Source organism: Falsiroseomonas sp. HW251, assembly GCF_050563545.1.
Taxonomy (GTDB): Bacteria; Pseudomonadota; Alphaproteobacteria; order Acetobacterales; family Acetobacteraceae; genus Falsiroseomonas.
On record NZ_JBNXUM010000031.1, the window covers coordinates 35,412 to 52,139 of the forward strand.

Below are 16,728 nucleotides of genomic sequence, written 5' to 3' on the forward strand. Positions count from 1 at the left end.
GCCTAGCGCCAACGTGCGATGGTGATGCGCGTCCCTTTGCCGAGTTCGGTTTCTATGCGGAATTCGTTGCAGAGCCTCTTGGAACCACCCAGACCAAGGCCAAGGCCCCTTCCGGTCGTGAATCCGTCGCGAAGCGCCTGCTCCACATCGGGAATCCCGGGACCCTGATCTTCAAAAATCACCCTTACACCGCGACGTGCGCCCTCCTGCAGCAGCATGATCCGTGCAGTGCCGCCGCCGCCATAATCCAGCGTGTTTCGTGCCAGCTCGCTCGCTGCGGTCACGATTTTGGTCTGATCGACCAGGCTCAGCGCCGCCCGCGTCGCCATGGCCCGCACCTCCTGCCGGACGCGGACGACGTCATCCCCCGTCCGGATTGCGACGATGTCACTCGCTGTCGTGGACATCGGTGGCGCCCGCCGCTGCGTCCCCGTCCACGTCGGCCACGCTGCGATCGATCAGGGCCATCCCGCGCTCGGCGTTCAGCGCGGTACGAACCCCGGGAAGCGACAGGCCCAGTTCGACAAGCGTGATGGCGACCGCAGGCCGCATGCCCACGACCACCGTGTCAGCATCGAGCATGCGCGAGACGCTCGCGATGTTCGCAAGCGTGCGGCCGATGAAGCTGTCCACCACCTCCAGTGCCGAGATGTCGATCAGCACACCCTTTGCGCCGGCCTGCACGATCCGTTGGGTCAGGTCCTCCTCGAGCGCCATGGCCAGGCGGTCGTGCATGTCCACTTGGATCGTGACCAGCAAGGCATGACCGAGCTTTAGGATGGGGATGCGGTCCATGGCGGCGCTCGGCGGTTCAGGCCGTGCCGTTCGGACGCGGGCCGGCGACGGACCTGGCTGGCACCACGGCGCGGCCGATGCGCGCGAGCGCAAGGGCAAAGGCGTCGGCGAGGCTAGCTTTGGACACGACGTTCAGCTCGACGCCGAGATGGACCATGGTCTGCGCAATCTGCGGCCGGATGCCGCTGACAATGCAATCGGCTCCCATCAGCCGTGCCGCGGCGACGGTCTTGAGCAAGTGCTGGGCGACGAGGGTGTCGACCGTAGGCACGCCAGTGATGTCGATGATCGCGATCTCGGCACCGTTGTCCACGATGCTCTGCAGCAGGTTCTCCATCACGACCTGGGTCCGTGCGCTGTCCAGCGTGCCGATCAGTGGCAGTGCGAGGACGCCGTTCCAGAGTTTGACGACAGGCGTGGACAGCTCGGAGATCTCCTCCTGCTGCCGCGCAATGACCTCCTCGCGGCTCTTTTGGTACGCTTCGACGGTGTGCAGGCCAAGTTGGTCCAGAAGCTCCGTCACGGCCCACGTGTCTCGACCCACTGCATCCCCGTCCTTGCCATGCATCTCGCGCAAGCGGGCAAAGAGAGGCTGCTTGAGCGAGAAGACGAAGATCGCGGTCTCGGAAGGCGAAAATCCTTGTTGCGCTCGGGATCGGGAGATCGCGCCCAGCACGTCGCGCAGCCGCACGAAGGGGGCGCTTTCCATGCTGTTGAATGCATCGTCGCTAGCAGCCGCCTCGCGCAGCGCACGGAGAAAGTCGCGCGTTTGCGCCTCCAATTCGCCCCGGCCGATGCGGCCGCTAGTGTCTGCTTGCGATAGCAGCGCCAGCCACTCGGCAAGAATGCCCGTCTCATGCGAGCTAAGTAGCTCGGAGATGGCCGAAGCCGTCGTTCTTGCCATGCCTCGGCTTTCCCCCACTGAACGCAGGTCATTAAGTTAGGGACGGTTGAGCTTGCCGTGTCTGCTGTCAACCTGCCGATCATGCTTTGATGCATCAAGATGGCCGCCGAGCGAGGCTGGTGGGAGGACTGCCCTCACTGCTGCTTCTGGCGCGCCTTCGTCCCAGCCCGGCTGCTTCAACTTTCGTTGTCATGCTGTAGCGGCCGCGGTTTGAATGATGGCTGCCCAAGTCTTGGCGGCCCCAGTGCCTTGCAACCTGTCTTTTGGATGCGCCGCCTTCGCCGCGCCACGAGTTGCGCTTGCCCTTCGGCCGAGCGAGCGGAAAATCGGGAGGAGCATCAGGACATGAGGGGCCAGACCGCGTGCATCGTACCGTCCGCGCATCGCGCATTTCGCGCATTCGCGTTGCCCTGGTCGGCGTGGCGGCTGCCATGTTGGCCGCGCTGCTGCCCGGTAGCGCGCCGGCCCAGACGACCGTCGACACCATTGCGGCGATCCGCGCCCGCGGGCAACTCGTCTGCGGCGTCGGCGACGCCGCGGGCTTCGCCAGGCCGGACTCACGCGGCGAGATGCGTGGCCTCGATGTCGATGCCTGTCGCGCCGTCGCAGCCGCGATCCTTGGCGATGCCAACAAGGTGCGCTTCGTTCCGACAACCACGCAGATGCGCTTCACCGCGCTGCAGTCAGGCGAGGTGGACATGCTGGCGCGCAGCACGACCTGGACGCTGGGACGAGAGGCTCAGCTCGGCCTGGCCTTCGCCTCGATCAACTTCTACGACGGCCAGGGCTTCATGGTGAAGCAGTCCTCCGGCATCACCTCGGCGCGCCAACTCGACGGCGCGACGATCTGCGTGTCGCCTGGCACGACGTCGGAGCTGAACCTCGCTGACTTCTTCCGCACGAACAACATGCGCTTCACCCCGGTGGTGATCCAGCAGCCGGAGGAGATCCGCGCCGCCTTCATCGCGGGTCGCTGCGATGCTCTGACCAACGACGCTTCGGTGCTTGCCTCGCTCCGCGCCAGCCAGGGCGCGACAGGGGAGCAGTTCATTTTGCTGCCGGAGATCATCTCCAAGGAGCCGCTGGGCGCGGCGGTGCGTAAGGGCGACTGGCGCTTCTTCGACGTGGTGCGCTGGAGCCATTTCGCCATGGTGAGCGCCGAGGAACTCGGCATCACCGGCGCGAACATCGACAGTCACATGGGCAGCCAGAATCCCGACGTGCAGCGCCTGCTTGGTCGCAGTGCCGATTTCGGCCGCGCCATGGGGCTCGACAACGAGTGGGCTGTCCGGATCATCCGCCAGGTCGGCAACTTCGGTGAGAGCTGGGAGCGCAACATCACCCCGCTCGGCGTGCCCCGCGGGATCAACAACCTTTGGACCCGCGGCGGGCTCCAATACGCGCCGCCGATCCGGTAGGAGCGAGAAACGGGGCGCGGGGACCGGACCGCCCTCCCGCCATCCGCTGCCTGTTGCTCTCGTCGTGAAGCCGGTTCCGGCCGGGTGGCCGCAGCACGAGATTCTTGCCAGGGCCGGCAACGCGTCGGCATCATCGAGCTGTCGACCGGGAGAACAGAAATGCAGCGCCGCGCTCTCCTCGCTTTTGCAACCGCCGGGCTGGCTGCGCCTACTCTGGTGCGTGGCGCGGCCGCGCAGGGCCAGCGCCCGGCCGCCGAAGCCCCACCCGGCTTCCGCGTCACCTGGTACGACGCCAAGGCTCCGGGCCGCACCGGGCGCGTCGGCTCCCGCGACGTCACTGCCGCCGGCGACGGCACGTTCTGGTTCTGCGGTCAGCGCGACGGAACGCTCAACAGGCTTGATCCGCGCGACGGCTCCATCCGCGTGGTCGAGCTCGGCCAGGGCGCGGCGCCGCACGGCGTGATCCGCGGCCCGGATGGCGCGGCATGGGTGACCGAGGGCGGACAGAACGCCATTGCCCGCGTGGACCCGCGCGACCACCGCCTACAGCTCTGGAAGCTGCCGGATCGCTTCGCCAACGCCAACCTCAACACCGGCGTGTTCGACGATCGCGGCACCTACTGGTTCACCGGTCAGAACGGCATATACGGCCGCTTCACTCCCGCAGCCGAGCGGATGGATGTTTGGGAGGCGCCGCGCGGCCGCGGTCCCTACGGCATCACAAGGACCCCGCGGGGCACAATCTGGTACGTATCGCTGGCCGGCAACCACCTCGCACAGATCGAGGATCTGGACACGGGCCGCGTGCGCATCCTGGAGCCGCCAACGCCGAACCAGGGAGCGCGGCGCGTCTGGTCGGACAGCCAGGGCCGGCTTTGGATAAGCGAGTGGAACAGCGGCAACGTCTCGATGCACGACCCGCGCGACGGGTCATGGCGGGCCTGGAAGCTGCCTGGCGAGCGTCCGCGTGCCTATTCGGTTTGGGTGGATCCGCAGGACAAGGTCTGGCTGACTGATTTCCCGGCAAACGCCATTGTCCGCTTCGACCCTGCGGCGGAGCGCTTCGTGTCATTCCCGTCGGATCGGGCCAACGCGAATGTCCGCCAGATGGACGGCGTCGCCGGTCAGGCCTGGGGCGGGGAGAGCGGCACGGATCGGATCGTCCGGATCGAATACGGGCTGTGAGGCGCGTCATCGCCTGCGCCCTCCTGCTGGCGGCGCCGGCAGCAGCGCAGGACGGGCGGTTGGTGTTCGAGCGGAGTTGCGCGTCCTGCCACGCCGTGGCGAGCGACGCGCCACCCATGGCAGGGCCAAACCTGCAGGGCGTCCTAGGCCGCCGCGTCGCGGGCGATGCGGGCTTCGACTACTCGCCCGTCCTGCGCGAGGCGGGTCAGGCCGGAGACACTTGGGATACGGCGCGCCTCGCTCGCTTCCTGGAGGATCCGGAGGAGATGTACTCGGGCCTGTGGATGGGCGGGAACGGCCTCCGATCGGAGGCCGAGCGGCGGGCCGTGGTGGAATGGCTCACCACCAACGGCGGAGCGCGCTAACTTTGTCCCCAAGCGGCCACCGCCGTACCGGAGGCTTCGACAGGTGACAGCTCTCCCGGCCGTCCCCACGCGCAAGCCCTCTACACGCGTGACGCGCTTGCCGTGTTTCTATTACGCTGCGGTGACGTTCAGCTTGTAGCCGCCTTTCGTGGTTACCAGGAGAGCCGGCGTATTGGGGTCTGGCTCGATCTTCTGGCGCAGCCGGTAAATATGCGTCTCGAGCGTGTGGGTCGTGACCCCGCTGTTGTAGCCCCAGACTTCATGGAGGAGCTGCTCGCGCGGTGTGGTCTGGCCACCAGCGCGGAAGAGGAACTTGAGGATGCCGGTTTCCTTGCTGGTCAGGCGTATCTTGCGGTTGCGGCCGGGCTCATGGACAAGCTTCGCGCTTGGACGAAACACGTAGGGCCCGATGCTGAAGACGGCATCAACCGACTCGTCGTAGGTTCGGAGTTGCGCACGCACACGGGCCAGCAACTCTGGCACGCTGACTGGCTTCGCGATGTAATCGTTTGCGCCAGAGTCGAGTCCATGCACGACATCGGACTCGCCATTTGCACCGGTCAGCATGATGACGGGCATGTTTTTGCCCTCGCGGCGCAGCTTGGCGCAGAGGTCGCGTCCATCACCGTCTGGTAGCCCGACATCGAGCAGAATGGCGTCGAAGCGAGCGCTGCCGTCACCCAGCTTGGCTTCCGCTTCAGCAGCACTCTCAGCCTCCTCGGCCAGGAACTCGCCTTCAGAAGTCAATTGCTCGGCTAGAGTGGCGCGGAGCGCGGCATCGTCCTCGACAATGAGGATCGGGCGGGATTGAGCCATGGTGACCTCCGACGGTGTTGCAGCGCGATCCGCTCCCTTCGGAGACGTTACGGTCCGTATCCGACAAAACCGCCGATTGACGCGACGCGCAAGTCAGTGATGAATCGACACGATTCCGTGTGCCGATTTGTCGCAGTCTGCAGTCACAGATCAGCATCGCACCGCGCTGTGCGCGACATCCAATCCGCGGTGCAAATCTAGTCCGGCAAGTGATCTTGTTCGAACGCCTGGGCGGCGTCGGTGCCGACCAGTCGGTTCCGATCGGTCATGGTCGCCATCGCGCCGAAGCCCTCTGCCGTGCCGTGGTCCCGGATATGCGCTAGTATCGAACGGACGGCATGCATGGCGGCAAGCTGGGCATCCGCGGGAAAGATCACCACCCGGAAGCCCAACTCGCCGAACTCGCGCACTGTCAGCGGCGCGGTCTCACCCCGCGTCACGGCAATGAGCTTCGGCGCGGCGACGCGGCGCGCCACGGCCTCGATCTCCTCGCGCGCCTTGATGAACTCAAGATAGACGAGGTCGGCTCCGGCATCGGCATAGCGATTGACGCGGTCGATCGCGGCGTCCAGGCCGAGCGCCGGCCGGCTGTCCGTACGCGCGATCACCAGCGGGCCTTCGGCGCCACGTGCATGCAGCGCGGCGCGGATGCGGCCTTCCATCCGAGCCGGTTCCATGATGTCGGCGCGCGGGTCGAGGGAGCGGCGTGGGACCTCTCGGTCCTCCACATGCACCGCGGCGGCGTCCACGCGCGCCAGCAGGCGGACGGCGCGGGCCAGCGGGAGCGGGCCGCCGAAACCGCTGTCCACGTCCACGATGATGGGCAGGTCGCAGGCCTCGGTAATCGCGCCGATGCGGGCGACCAGCGTCTCGAGCCCGAACTGGCCGAGATCGGGCTGGCCGAGGCTGCGCACGATGCCGCCGCCGGTGCCGTGCAGCGCGGCGAAGCCCGCCTCTTGCGCGAGAAGCGCGGTCAGAGGATCCGGTGCGCCGGGCGCGACCACGGGATCGGGCTGCGTGAGAAGCGCGCGCAGGCGCTGGGCGGCGCTGGTCAATCGCGTTCCCCCGCGACGGCGCGGGCCTCCTGGCGGACGAGGGTGAGGACGTCTCGCTTGTAGGCGGTAAAGGCGGGCTCGGTGAGCACCTCGAAGGAGCGAGGGCGCGGCAGGTCGATCGTCACGTCCGCCATGATGCGGCCGGGCGCGCGGCTCATGACGATCACGCGGTCGGCAAGGAAGACCGCCTCCTCCACGTCATGCGTGACGAACAGGACGGTGCGATGGTGGCGTTCCCAGATCGCGAGCAGCAGTTCCTGCATCATGGATCGCGTCTGTGCATCCAGCGCGCCGAAGGGCTCGTCGAGCAACAGCACTTCGGGGTCGTTGACCAGGGCGCGCGCAATGGCGGTGCGCTGGCGCATGCCGCCAGAAAGCTCGTTGGGGTAGTTGTCGGCGAAGCGTGCGAGCCCGACCTGTTCCAGCAGCGCCCGCGCCGCAGGGATGTAGCTTGAGCGCGGGACGCGGCGCCGGCGCGGGCCGTAGCACACGTTGTCGAGCACGGTGAGCCAGGGGAACAGCGCGGCTTCCTGGAACACCACGCCCCGGTCCGGCGCAGGGCCGCGCACGGGCCTGCCGTCCAGCAGGACCTGCCCGGCGGTCGGTTTCTCGAAGCCCGCCAGAAGGTTCAGCAGCGTGCTCTTACCGCAGCCCGAGGGTCCGACCAGGCAGACGAAGGACCGATCCGCGATGGCGAGTGACAGTCCTTCCAATGCGGTGACCACCGACCCGCCGCGCGTCGGCTCGAAGCGTTTCCCGACGCGGTCGAAGAGGATGCGGTTGGCCACCGCTCAGCCCGGCCGGAAGCCCGCGGCGACGTCGCGTGCGATGAACTCGGCGGGGCGCTGTGCGGCGTCGCCATAGCCCGCGCCACCCGGTGTGCGGATCACCAGGCAGTCGCCGGGCTTGAGCATGGTGTGACCCTTGGATCGCGCGGGCTCGCCGGACTCCAGGAAGACCTCGCCTTTCGCGCCCTCGCCCCCGCCATCCAGGCCCTGCGGCGCGAAGCGGTGGCGGTCGGTCAGCATGGAGACGGTGATCGGCAGGTCGGAGACGTTGCGCACACGGACCTCCTGCCCGAAGCCGCCGCGGGTGCGCCCGGGGCCGGCTGAGTCCAGGCGGTATTCCTTGCGCTCGATGCGGACGGGGGCGGCTTCCTCCGCGACCTCGGCCGGAACGTTGGTGACGGTGGCGGGGAAAGCGACGGTGCTGACGCCGTCGCGCCCGTGCCGCGCGCCCATGCCGCCCGCGAGAAAGAGGTAGATCACGAAGCCCTCGCCATCAGGCTTGCGACCGGACAGCACTGCGATGGCGGAAGGCGATCCGCTGGCCGCGATCACGCGCTCCGGCATCACGGGCTGCAGCGCGCGGTAGATCATCGCCTGCAGGAGCTGCCCGTTGATGTGCCGCAGCCCGACCGGCGCGGGGTGCTTGCCATTGAGCACCGATCCCACTGGCGCCTCCACGCGGAAGGGCCGCAGCGTGCCAGAGTTGTTCGGCACCTCTGGCGCGATCGCGCATTTCAGGGGATAGACGGTGTAGGCGTATGTGAAGTTGTGTACGCCGTTCAGCGGCCAGGGCACCTGCGGCGACGATCCCGTGTAGTCGATGACGATGTCCTCGTGGGACACTGTTATCTCGCACTTCAAGGGGATCGGCTCGTCGTAGCCGTCGGCCGTGACCTCGGCGCGGTAGGTACCGTTCGGGATGCGGCGGATCGCGTCTCGCATCGCGATCTCGCAGCGATCCTTGACGTAGGCGCCGAAGGCGTCGAGATCCTTCAACTCGCCTTCGTCCAGCAACTGGCAGACGCCGCGCGCGGCGGCGTCGTTGGCCGACATCAGCGCGTGCAGGTCGCCGATCACCTCGTCCGGGACGCGCGTGTTGGTGCGGATGATGCCGAAGAAGGTCTCGTTGGGGCCTTCCGCGGTCTGGATCAGGGTGGGCGCGAAGCGCAGCCCTTCCTCGAAGATCTCGCGGGTCTGGCCGCCGAACAACGTGCCGCCGACATCAGAGATATGCGTGATCGCGCCGGCGAAGCTGACCAGCCGGTCGCGCCAGAAGACGGGCTGCACGATCGTCACGTCGGGCAGGTGTCCCGCACCGAGCCAGGGATCGTTGGTCAGCATCGCATCGCCCGGCCGCCATTTCTCCTTTGGCCGGACTTCCAGGATCGCCTTGGTCGTCAGCGGCAGCGTTGAGAGGAAGGACGGGATGGATTGGATGGATTGCGCGACGGAATCGCCATGGGTGTCCATCAGGCAGGCCGCGAAGTCGTTGGACTCCCGCGTGGGGAAGGAGAAGGCAGTGCGGCGGAGCGTGGCGCCCGCCTCGTCCATGAGCGCGCGAAGCCGCGCCCACAAGACCTGGTTGACCAGCGCCTGGTCGGTGTCGATGCGGTCACCGTCCATCACGCCGCCTCCTTCGCGCGGGCCGCGGGTGGCTGCACCACCAGCGTGCCGTACTCGTCAACGCGCACCGTCGCGCCGGGACCGACGACGAGCGTCGATTCCCGCTCCTCCACGATCGCCGGGCCCTGCAGCGCGGCGCCCGGCGCCAGCGCATAGCGGTTGTAGACCGGCGTAAGGACGTAGCCCTCGGCTTCCGGGAAATAGGCCAGGCGCTCGCCCTTCTGAGCGGCGCCCGCGGCGGGCTGTCGCAGCACGAGGTCGAGCGGCGGTGGCGGTGCACTGACCGTGACGCGCCAGTTCAGCGCTTCGACCTGCAATTCGGCGGTCCGGTGGAACAGGTCGCGATAGCGCGAGAAGAAGGCCGCGCGTAGCCTCGGGTAATCAGCCTCCGTCAGGTCGCCATCCGGCATGGGCACGGAAATGTCGTGCATCTGTCCGACATACTGCATGTCCGCCGACCGCGTGACGACCATGTCGGCCTGCGCGACGCCGGCGCTGGCCAGGAATTCCCGCCCCTTCGCCTCCATCTCCGCGAAGAGCCCGCGCAGCCGCGCGTAATCGATGCGATCGAGGCGCGTGACATAGGCACGCACCGCTTCCGACGCGATCGGCGCGACCAGGAAGCCGAGCGCCGAGGCGACGCCGGCGCGCGACGGCGCCAGCACGGCGGGGGAGCGCAGGATGCGCGCCACGCCATAGGCATGCACGGGCCCCGCGCCGCCGAAGCTCAGCAGGGCATAACGGCTGGGATCGCGGCCGTGTTCCATTGCATGGATGCGGAAGGCGTTGGCCATGTCCTCATTCGCTACGCGATGGATCCCCCAGGCGGCCTGGGTCACGCTGAGGCCGAGCGGGGTCGCGACATGTTCCTCGATCGCGCGGCGCGATGCCTCGATGTCCAGCGTCATCTCGCCGCCGAGGAAATAGCCGGGGTCGAGATAGCCCAGCACGAGGTCGGCGTCGGTCACCGTCGGCTTCGTGCCGCCGCGCCCGTAGCAGGCCGGCCCCGGCATGGCGCCGGCGCTGCGTGGCCCGACCTGCAACTGGCCGAGACGGTCGATCCAGGCGATGGAGCCGCCGCCGGTGCCGATCTCCTCGATTTCCACGCAGGGCACGCGGACGGGAAAGCCGCTGCCGCGCTTGAAGCGGTCGAGCCGCGCGACCTCGAATTCGCGCGCCACCGCGACTTCGCCGTGATGGATCAGCGACGCCTTGGCCGTGGTGCCGCCCATGTCGAAGGCAATCACGTCGCTCTGACCGGTCAGCCGCCCGAAGCGCTCTGCCAGCTTCACGCCGCCGGCGGGCCCGGATTCGATCAGCCGCGTCGGGAAGCGCCTGGCCTGTTCCGACGTCGTGAGCAATCCGCTGGAGAGCATGAGGTGCAGATCACAGCGCACCCCCATCGCCGCCACGCGTTCCGCCAGCCGCGCGAGGTAGCGGTCCATCAGCGGCTGGAGATAGGCGTTGATGACGGTCGTCGAGGTCCGCTCGTATTCCCGGATCTCCGGTGCGACCTCGCTGGACAGGCTGACATAGATGCCGGGCGCCATCGCCGCGATGGCCTCGGCCGTCGAGGCCTCATGCGCGCCGTTCTTGTGGGCATGCAGGTAGCAGACCGCGATGCTGGCGACGCCGGCCTCCTTCAGCGCCGCGATCTCCGCGGCCAGCTGGTCGCGGTCCAAAGGCTTCGCTTCGTTGCCGTCGCGGTCGATGCGTTGCGCGACGCCGCGGCGCAGCGGGCGCGGCACCAGCGCCTCCGGCAGTTCTATCTGCAGGTCGTAGTAGTCGTAGCGGGCCTCCCGCCGGATCGCGAGGACGTCGCGGAAGCCTTCGGTCGTCAGCAGTCCGGTCTTCGCGCCGGTCCGCTCGATGACCGAATTGGTGCCGAGCGTCGTTCCATGCACGATCTGCGTCAGCCCCTCTGCCGCGCAGCCGCTGGCCTTCAGCAGGCCGGCCAGACCCTCGATAACGGCGTCCGAGGGATCGGTCGGCGTGGTCAGCGTCTTGCCGAGATGGATCCGGCCCGTGCCGACCTCCTCCAGAACGAAGTCGGTGAACGTGCCGCCGATATCGACGCCCAGCCGGTAGCCCGCCATGGTCACCTCACATCCATCCGGAACACGCGCCGCATCAGCTGCAGCATAGGCCAGTCCGTCAGGACGCCGAGCGCGCCGATGATCACCATCAGCGCCATGATGAGCTCGGTATCCAGCGTCTCGCGCGCCTGCAGAAGGGTGGCGCCGAGGCCGGAGTTCACACCGGTGAACTCGCCCAGCACCATGTAGATCCAGGAATAGGCCAGCCCGATCCGGAGCCCGCTCAGCACGCCCGGGAACGCCGCGGGCAGCACGACGGTGCCGAGCAGCGCGGCTTGCGACGCGCCAAGGCTCCGCGCCGCCCGCAGCAGCACGGGATCGACGTATTTCACGGCCTGCAGCGTCGCCAGGAACACTGCATAGAAGGATCCCAGCGCGATCAGGAAGATCGCCGACGGCGTGCCGATGCCGAACCAGATCAGCGCCAGCGGCAGCCAGCAGATGCCGGGGATCGACCGCATAAGCTGCAGCGTCGGCTCCACGAAGGAAGCCGCGCCGCGGTAGTAGCCGAGGAGGATGCCGATCGGCACGCCGAGGCCCGATCCCACGAGGAAACCGCCCAGCACGCGCTTCAGGCTGGCCCAGAAGTGGATCAGGAAGGTGCCGGAATACGGCCCGGGCCCGTCGCCGAAGAAGAAATCGAGGGCCGCGTCCCACACCGCCCCCGGCGGCGGCAGCAGGTAGCGCGGTACTATGCCGCCATCGGTCAGCCCCGACCAGAGCGCGAGGACCCCCAGCGGGATGACCAGCGCGCGCCAGGGAAGGCTGGCGCGCCACACGACGTCCATGCTCAGACCCTGACGCCCTCCACGAAGGACTTCACCAGCAGCTTCGACATGTCGGGCTTGCGGGTGATGACGCCGAGCTCCTGCAGCCGGTCGATATACGCGCCGAGCTGGCTTTCAAAACGCGCATCGATACGCCAGCCCAGCTCGATGTTGTCGATCGAGCGTCGGGTCGCGGTGCGATCGTAGCCCCATTCGCGCGCGACCAAGTCGGCCCAACCCTCCGGGTCGGCCGCCAGCCTGTCGGTCGCCTTCGCATGTGCCTCCGCCCAGGCGCGCATCAGCTCCTGTCGTTGCGACGTGACGCGATCGCTGGACAGCACGCCGACATTGATGGTGCCGACGGGATTGTCATAGGGAAACATCAGCACGCGGCCATAGCCGCCCATCACGGCGAGCGTCGCGTTCGGCTCGTTGCCGGCGAAGGCATCGATCTCGCCGCGCTGCAGCGCGCCCGGCATGTCCGCGGGGCCGAGGCGGATCAGGTTGATGTCCTGGATCCGCATGTTTGCCTTGCGAAGTTCCTCGCGCAACAGGATCTCGTGGATCGCGAGCGGGATGTTGCCGACCCGCTTGCCGCGGAGGTCGGCGATGCTGCGGATGTCACTGTCTGCGCGGACGATGATCGCCGTGCCCTTGCCCGCGCCATTCGCGACGATGGAGATCGGCTGCTCGCGCGACCGTGCCACGATGCCGATGGTCAGGCCGATATACGCGAGGTCCACGCTGTCGGTGAGCAGCGCGTTGGACATGTCGCCGGGCGCGACGAAGGGCGTGAGGTCCGTCCGCCAGCCCGCCGGGAGAAACTGCTGCACCAGCAGCGCGGGCGCGAGGACCGTGGCGCGCACCACGGCGATGCGGATGGTCTGGCCGGCGCCCTGGGCGATTGATGGTGCCGGCAGCATCGCGACGGCCGCGACGAGCATCGCTCGGCGGCCGAACGGGGCGGGAGGGATTGGCTTCGTCATGACGCACGTCCTCCGTGATCGGATCCAGGTTCCGGCCCGACCAGGCCGGATGATGCGCGTAAGCGCGAAACCGCCGCAAGCGCACGAAAATCAGGTAGGCCTGATGCCGGCGGCGCGGGCGACCTCGCCCCAGCGGACAGTCTCTTCCTCGATGAAAGCGCGGAACTCTGCGCTGGTGCTGCCGATGGGGTCGAAGCCACGCTTGGCCAGTTCCTCCCCGACGCCGGCGGCCATCGCGGCGCGCACGTCTGTCTCGAGCCGCGTTGCGATCGGCGCCGGCAGGCCTGCCGGACCGAGGAAACCGGCCCAGCCGCCGCCGACGAACCCGGCCAGTCCGAGCTCCGCCAGTGTCGGGATGTCGGGCGCCTGCGGGCTGCGTGTGGCGGTCGCGACACCGATCGCGCGCAGCCGCCCGGCCTGGACCTGCGGCAGCACGGCGGAGACCGCGTCGAAGGCAATCTGCACGCGACCCGCCGCCAGGTCGGCCTGAAGCTGCGCCGTGCCGCGATAGGGCACGTGCTCGATATCCGTGCCGGTGCGCAGCTTGAACAGCTCCGTCACGAAATGCGTCGTGGTGCCGACGCCGGAACTCGCATAGCTCAGCGGCTGCCGCTTCGAGAGCGCGATCAGCTCATCGAGCGTGCGCGCGGGCAGGCTCTCGGTCACCACCAGCGCGAAGGGATTGCGCGCGATCAGGCTGATCGGCGTGAGGTCCGTGCGCGGGTTGTAGGCGAGGCCGGCCTGGGTATAGGGCGCGACAACCACCTCCGCTGCGGAGGAGACGAGCAGCGTCGTGCCGTCGGGCTCGGCGCGCGCGACAGCCTGGCCCGCAATGGTGCCGCCGGCGCCGGCGCGGTTCTCAATCACGATGGGCTGGCCCCAGCCCGGGGAGAGCTTCTCGCCGAGCAGGCGGGCCGCGATGTCGATCGTGCCGCCGGCCGCGAAGCCCACGAAGAAGCGGACGGGCTTGCCGGGCCAGGCCTGCGCCACGGCGGGCAGCGGCAGCGCAGCGCCGGCCAGCGCGACGAGGGAACGGCGACGCATCATGGTCCTGCTTCCTTCCTCATGCCCAATGCGCCCGATTTGCGCAGGGCGGCGATCTCCGCCGGAGCCAGGCCGGCCTCTGTCAGGATGGCGTCGGTGTTGGCGCCGAGCGCGGGCGGCGGCCGGTCCATCGCAGGGCCGTCGGCATCCGCGCGCCAGGCCGCGACGGGAATGGCGATCCGGCCGCCGGCGGAAGGCCAGCCCACCTCTGCCACCACGCCACGCGCGGCGGCGTCGCTGTCGGACAGCGCCTCCGCCAGGTCGCGCACGCGCACGGCCGGCACCTGGTCCGCCAGCAGCGCTTCCCAGGCCGCGGCGGGCCGGCGTCGCATCTCCTCGGCCAGGATCGCCGACAGCGCGGCACGATGCGGGTCCTGCCGACGCACGTCGGCGAAGCGCGGATCGTCCAGCAGGTCTGCGCGCCCGATCAGCCGGCACAGCGTTTCGAACTGTCGCTGCGTGCAGGCGCCGAGCATGATGAGCGCGCCGTCCGCGGCCTCGTAGCAGGACGCCGCGGCCAGCGCGTGTTCGTTCGCATGCGGCCGCGGCGCGCGCCCGCCGTTCAGCAGCGAGGAGATCACGGGCCCCATCAGCATAAAGGCGGTGTCGAGCATCGAGACCTCGATGTGCTGGCCCTGCCCGGTGCGTTCGCGCCGCAGCAGCGCCGCGGCCAGCGCGAAGGCCGCCATGGTCCCCGACGCGTAGTCCAGGATCGGCGCGCCGGCCTTCAGCGGGCCGGAGTCGGCCGTGCCCGTCATCGCCATCAGCCCGCACGCGGCCTGGACGACGTTGTCGTAGGCCGGGCGCCCGGCGAAGGAGCCGGCTTCGCCGAAGGCGTTCAGCGAGCACATCACCAAGCGCGAATTCGTCGCCGACAGCGCCGCGTAGTCGAGCCCGAGCCGCGCCATCACACCGGGGCGGAAGTTCTCCACCACCGCATCAGCGCGCAGCGCGAGCCGGCGCGCCAGCGCACGGCCTTCGTCCGTCTTCAGGTCGATCACGATGGAACGCTTGTTTGCGTTCTGCACGGCGAAGTGGTCGCCCATGCCCGCCCGCCGCAGCGCATCGTCGCCGCCGCGGCCGCGCATGTAGTCGCCGCCGGGCTCCTCCACCTTGATGATCTCGGCGCCCAGCAGGCCCAGCTGCGCCGTGCAGAAGGGGCCGGCGATGACATGGCTGAAGTCGAGGATCCGGATGCCCTCGAGCGCGCGCATCAGAAGCGCCCGCAATCCACGCGGATGCGTTCGCCCGTGACCGCGGAGGACGCGTCGGAGGCGAGGAACAGCGCGGCGTCCGCCACTTCCTCCGGCGAGAGCCAGCGACGCAGCGCGGCACTGTCGGTGTAGTCGCGGCGGATGATCTCCTCGGGCGGGCGGCCTTCCGCCGCCGCGCGCGCCGCGATGACGCGCTCCATCAGCTCGCCGCTGACCGCGCCGGGGCAGAGCGCGTTGACGCGCACGCCGCGCGGCCCGACTTCCCGCGCGACGGCTTCCGTCATGCCGATCAGGGCGAACTTGGTCGCGCTGTAGGCACTGCGCATGGGATAACCGTGCAGCCCCATGCGCGAGGACATGTTGATGATGGAGCCGCGCCCCTGCGCCGCCATGATCCTCGCCGCCACGCGCAGCCCGTGCATCGCCCCGAACAGGTTCACCTCGATGCAGGCGCGCCAGGCGTCGAGGTCCACCTCGGCCAGCGCGCCCACGGGGCCGGTCTGACCGGCATTGTTGACGAAGACGTCGCAGCTTCCGCCCCAAGCGAGCGCGCGAGCGAACAACGCTTCCACGTCGTCGAGCCTCGTCACGTCGCAGGTCACGGCGATGCCGTGTGTTTCCGCCGCCACCGCGGCAATCGCGGCCTCTCTACGGCCGGCGACGACGACGCGCGCGCCCGCCCTGGCGAAGCGGCGCGCGATGGCGCGGCCGATGCCGCTGCCGCCGCCGGTGACGACGGCGACGCGGCCCTGAAGCGCCGCGTCGCTCACAGCAGCCCGAGCTCCGCCAGGGTGCGGCGGAGCCTGTCGAGGTCCGCACCCGCCAGCGGCAGGACGGGATCGCGCGGCACGCCGGCCGGCCAGCCCAGCAGGTTCAGCGCCGCCTTCAGCGCCGCCGGCCAGGTGCCGGTGCCCATCAGCAGCTGGTACAGCACCGTCAGCTTCCGGTGCATCGCGCGGTATTCGTCGCAGGGCGCGCCCGCGCCGAGCGCCATGATCTCAGCGCATTCCGTCCCGAGCAGCTCCGGCCCCGTCGCGATGAAGCCGCGCGCGCCGAGCGCGACGCAGGGCAGGATGTAGTGCGACGGGCCTGTCAGCACGGAGATCCGGTCGCGCAGCCGGTCCAGCAGATGCGTGTGGTGGAAGAAGTCGCGGCTGCTTTCCTTGATCGCGACCACGGGCGCCGCATCGCAGATCGCCGCTATGTCGTCCACCGTCAGGTCGATGCCCGACCGGCGCGGCGTGTTGTAGGCGACGATGGGCAGGTCGACCGCGGCGGCAAGCGCGGCGAAACGGCGCAGCAACTCGTCCCGCGTCGCCTTCAGCACATAGGGCTGCGGCATGACCAGCAGCCCCGCCGCCCCGGCCTCCTGCGCCAGGCGGGCATAGGCGATGGTCGCCTTCGCGGTCGCCGCAGAGGCGCCCATGATCACCGGGACGCGCCCGCGCGCCTGCTCCACCGCCAGCCGCGTCAACCGCCCCCGCTCGGCGCCGTCCAGCGTCCAGGATTCGCCGTTGTCGCCGGCCACGCAGATGCCGCCGGCGCCGATTGCGATCTGGCGCTCCACGACGTCACGGAAGGCGTCGTCCATGATCTCGCCGGCCTCGGTGAAGGGCGTGACGACCGCGGGGATCGGCCCGACCGCGGTTTCGCGGGTCAGCTTCGCCATGGC

At 69.1% G+C, this 16,728-nt stretch carries 17 protein-coding genes; 3 read left to right on the forward strand and 14 right to left on the reverse strand.

Annotated features, from left to right (window positions below):
* Window positions 1-2 precede the first annotated feature (2 nt).
* From ACLF3M_RS28030 to ACLF3M_RS28040, 3 genes are read right to left on the reverse strand one after another with little or no spacing between them, the layout of a single operon-like run.
* Window positions 3-407 carry an anti-sigma regulatory factor gene (locus ACLF3M_RS28030; RefSeq protein ID WP_430660305.1) on the reverse strand — a complete coding sequence of 135 codons (405 nt, stop codon included), beginning with the start codon at window positions 405-407 and terminating at the stop codon, window positions 3-5.
* The gene (locus ACLF3M_RS28035) at window positions 388-795 is read right to left on the reverse strand and encodes an STAS domain-containing protein (protein WP_430660306.1); all 408 of its coding nucleotides are present in this window, start codon (window positions 793-795) and stop codon (window positions 388-390) included. The genes ACLF3M_RS28030 and ACLF3M_RS28035 overlap by 20 nt, the downstream gene beginning before the upstream one ends.
* A gap of 16 nt (window positions 796-811) precedes the next feature.
* On the reverse strand, window positions 812-1,699 hold the full coding sequence (locus tag ACLF3M_RS28040) for an STAS domain-containing protein (RefSeq protein WP_430660307.1): 888 nt from the start codon (window positions 1,697-1,699) through the stop codon (window positions 812-814).
* 431 nt (window positions 1,700-2,130) lie between these two features.
* Here ACLF3M_RS28040 and ACLF3M_RS28045 point away from each other — a divergent pair, with 431 nt between their 5' ends.
* The 3 genes from ACLF3M_RS28045 (at window position 2,131) to ACLF3M_RS28055 (ending at window position 4,667) form a co-directional block, all read left to right on the forward strand.
* Window positions 2,131-3,117 (forward strand): amino acid ABC transporter substrate-binding protein, encoded by a 987-nt coding sequence (locus ACLF3M_RS28045; RefSeq protein ID WP_430660348.1) that lies wholly within the window; start codon window positions 2,131-2,133, stop codon window positions 3,115-3,117.
* A gap of 84 nt (window positions 3,118-3,201) precedes the next feature.
* Window positions 3,202-4,302, forward strand: coding sequence for a virginiamycin B lyase family protein (locus ACLF3M_RS28050; RefSeq protein WP_430660308.1), 1,101 nt, complete (start codon window positions 3,202-3,204; stop codon window positions 4,300-4,302).
* Window positions 4,299-4,667, forward strand: coding sequence for a c-type cytochrome (locus tag ACLF3M_RS28055; RefSeq protein ID WP_430660309.1), 369 nt, complete (start codon window positions 4,299-4,301; stop codon window positions 4,665-4,667). The genes ACLF3M_RS28050 and ACLF3M_RS28055 overlap by 4 nt, the downstream gene beginning before the upstream one ends.
* 111 nt (window positions 4,668-4,778) lie before the next feature.
* Here the strand turns inward: ACLF3M_RS28055 and ACLF3M_RS28060 are convergent, their stop codons facing one another.
* The 11 genes from ACLF3M_RS28060 to ACLF3M_RS28110 form a co-directional block, all read right to left on the reverse strand.
* Entirely contained in the window at window positions 4,779-5,483 is a 705-nt protein-coding gene (locus tag ACLF3M_RS28060; RefSeq protein WP_430660310.1) for a response regulator transcription factor, read from the reverse strand.
* 197 nt (window positions 5,484-5,680) lie between these two features.
* Entirely contained in the window at window positions 5,681-6,538 is an 858-nt protein-coding gene (locus ACLF3M_RS28065) for an isocitrate lyase/PEP mutase family protein (RefSeq protein ID WP_430660311.1), read from the reverse strand.
* Window positions 6,535-7,326 (reverse strand): ABC transporter ATP-binding protein, encoded by a 792-nt coding sequence (locus tag ACLF3M_RS28070; RefSeq protein ID WP_430660312.1) that lies wholly within the window; start codon window positions 7,324-7,326, stop codon window positions 6,535-6,537. Before ACLF3M_RS28070 ends, ACLF3M_RS28065 begins: the two co-directional genes overlap by 4 nt.
* Window positions 7,327-7,329: 3 nt before the next feature.
* Window positions 7,330-8,949, reverse strand: coding sequence for a hydantoinase B/oxoprolinase family protein (locus ACLF3M_RS28075; protein WP_430660313.1), 1,620 nt, complete (start codon window positions 8,947-8,949; stop codon window positions 7,330-7,332).
* Window positions 8,949-11,045 (reverse strand): hydantoinase/oxoprolinase family protein, encoded by a 2,097-nt coding sequence (locus ACLF3M_RS28080; protein ID WP_430660349.1) that lies wholly within the window; start codon window positions 11,043-11,045, stop codon window positions 8,949-8,951. Before ACLF3M_RS28080 ends, ACLF3M_RS28075 begins: the two co-directional genes overlap by 1 nt.
* Before the next feature lie 2 nt (window positions 11,046-11,047).
* Window positions 11,048-11,833 carry an ABC transporter permease gene (locus ACLF3M_RS28085; protein ID WP_430660314.1) on the reverse strand — a complete coding sequence of 262 codons (786 nt, stop codon included), beginning with the start codon at window positions 11,831-11,833 and terminating at the stop codon, window positions 11,048-11,050.
* Window positions 11,834-11,835: 2 nt separating this feature from the next.
* Entirely contained in the window at window positions 11,836-12,798 is a 963-nt protein-coding gene (locus tag ACLF3M_RS28090) for an ABC transporter substrate-binding protein (protein WP_430660315.1), read from the reverse strand.
* A 90-nt stretch (window positions 12,799-12,888) separates the two neighbouring features.
* Entirely contained in the window at window positions 12,889-13,845 is a 957-nt protein-coding gene (locus ACLF3M_RS28095; protein WP_430660316.1) for a Bug family tripartite tricarboxylate transporter substrate binding protein, read from the reverse strand.
* The gene (locus tag ACLF3M_RS28100; RefSeq protein WP_430660317.1) at window positions 13,842-15,056 is read right to left on the reverse strand and encodes a CaiB/BaiF CoA transferase family protein; all 1,215 of its coding nucleotides are present in this window, start codon (window positions 15,054-15,056) and stop codon (window positions 13,842-13,844) included. The genes ACLF3M_RS28095 and ACLF3M_RS28100 overlap by 4 nt, the downstream gene beginning before the upstream one ends.
* Complete coding sequence (locus ACLF3M_RS28105) at window positions 15,056-15,826, reverse strand: SDR family NAD(P)-dependent oxidoreductase (RefSeq protein ID WP_430660318.1); 771 nt, start codon at window positions 15,824-15,826, stop codon at window positions 15,056-15,058. The genes ACLF3M_RS28100 and ACLF3M_RS28105 overlap by 1 nt, the downstream gene beginning before the upstream one ends.
* A complete protein-coding gene (locus tag ACLF3M_RS28110) occupies window positions 15,823-16,725 on the reverse strand; it encodes a dihydrodipicolinate synthase family protein (protein ID WP_430660319.1) in 903 nt (300 codons plus the stop codon). The genes ACLF3M_RS28105 and ACLF3M_RS28110 overlap by 4 nt, the downstream gene beginning before the upstream one ends.
* Window positions 16,726-16,728: the final 3 nt, after the last annotated feature.

Excerpts from the sequence above, each read along its gene's own strand:
- ACLF3M_RS28100 (WP_430660317.1), bottom strand. The coding sequence starts at position 15,056 with ATGCGCGCGCTCGAGGGCATCCGGATCCTCGACTTCAGCCATGTCATC.
- ACLF3M_RS28045 (WP_430660348.1), top strand. The coding sequence starts at position 2,131 with ATGTTGGCCGCGCTGCTGCCCGGTAGCGCGCCGGCCCAGACGACCGTC.
- ACLF3M_RS28080 (WP_430660349.1), bottom strand. The coding sequence starts at position 11,045 with ATGGCGGGCTACCGGCTGGGCGTCGATATCGGCGGCACGTTCACCGAC.
- ACLF3M_RS28060 (WP_430660310.1), bottom strand. The coding sequence starts at position 5,483 with ATGGCTCAATCCCGCCCGATCCTCATTGTCGAGGACGATGCCGCGCTC.
- ACLF3M_RS28110 (WP_430660319.1), bottom strand. The coding sequence starts at position 16,725 with ATGGCGAAGCTGACCCGCGAAACCGCGGTCGGGCCGATCCCCGCGGTC.
- ACLF3M_RS28095 (WP_430660316.1), bottom strand. The coding sequence starts at position 13,845 with ATGATGCGTCGCCGTTCCCTCGTCGCGCTGGCCGGCGCTGCGCTGCCG.
- ACLF3M_RS28035 (WP_430660306.1), bottom strand. The coding sequence starts at position 795 with ATGGACCGCATCCCCATCCTAAAGCTCGGTCATGCCTTGCTGGTCACG.
- ACLF3M_RS28030 (WP_430660305.1), bottom strand. The coding sequence starts at position 407 with ATGTCCACGACAGCGAGTGACATCGTCGCAATCCGGACGGGGGATGAC.
- ACLF3M_RS28085 (WP_430660314.1), bottom strand. The coding sequence starts at position 11,833 with ATGGACGTCGTGTGGCGCGCCAGCCTTCCCTGGCGCGCGCTGGTCATC.
- ACLF3M_RS28040 (WP_430660307.1), bottom strand. The coding sequence starts at position 1,699 with ATGGCAAGAACGACGGCTTCGGCCATCTCCGAGCTACTTAGCTCGCAT.
- ACLF3M_RS28090 (WP_430660315.1), bottom strand. The coding sequence starts at position 12,798 with ATGACGAAGCCAATCCCTCCCGCCCCGTTCGGCCGCCGAGCGATGCTC.
- ACLF3M_RS28075 (WP_430660313.1), bottom strand. The coding sequence starts at position 8,949 with ATGGACGGTGACCGCATCGACACCGACCAGGCGCTGGTCAACCAGGTC.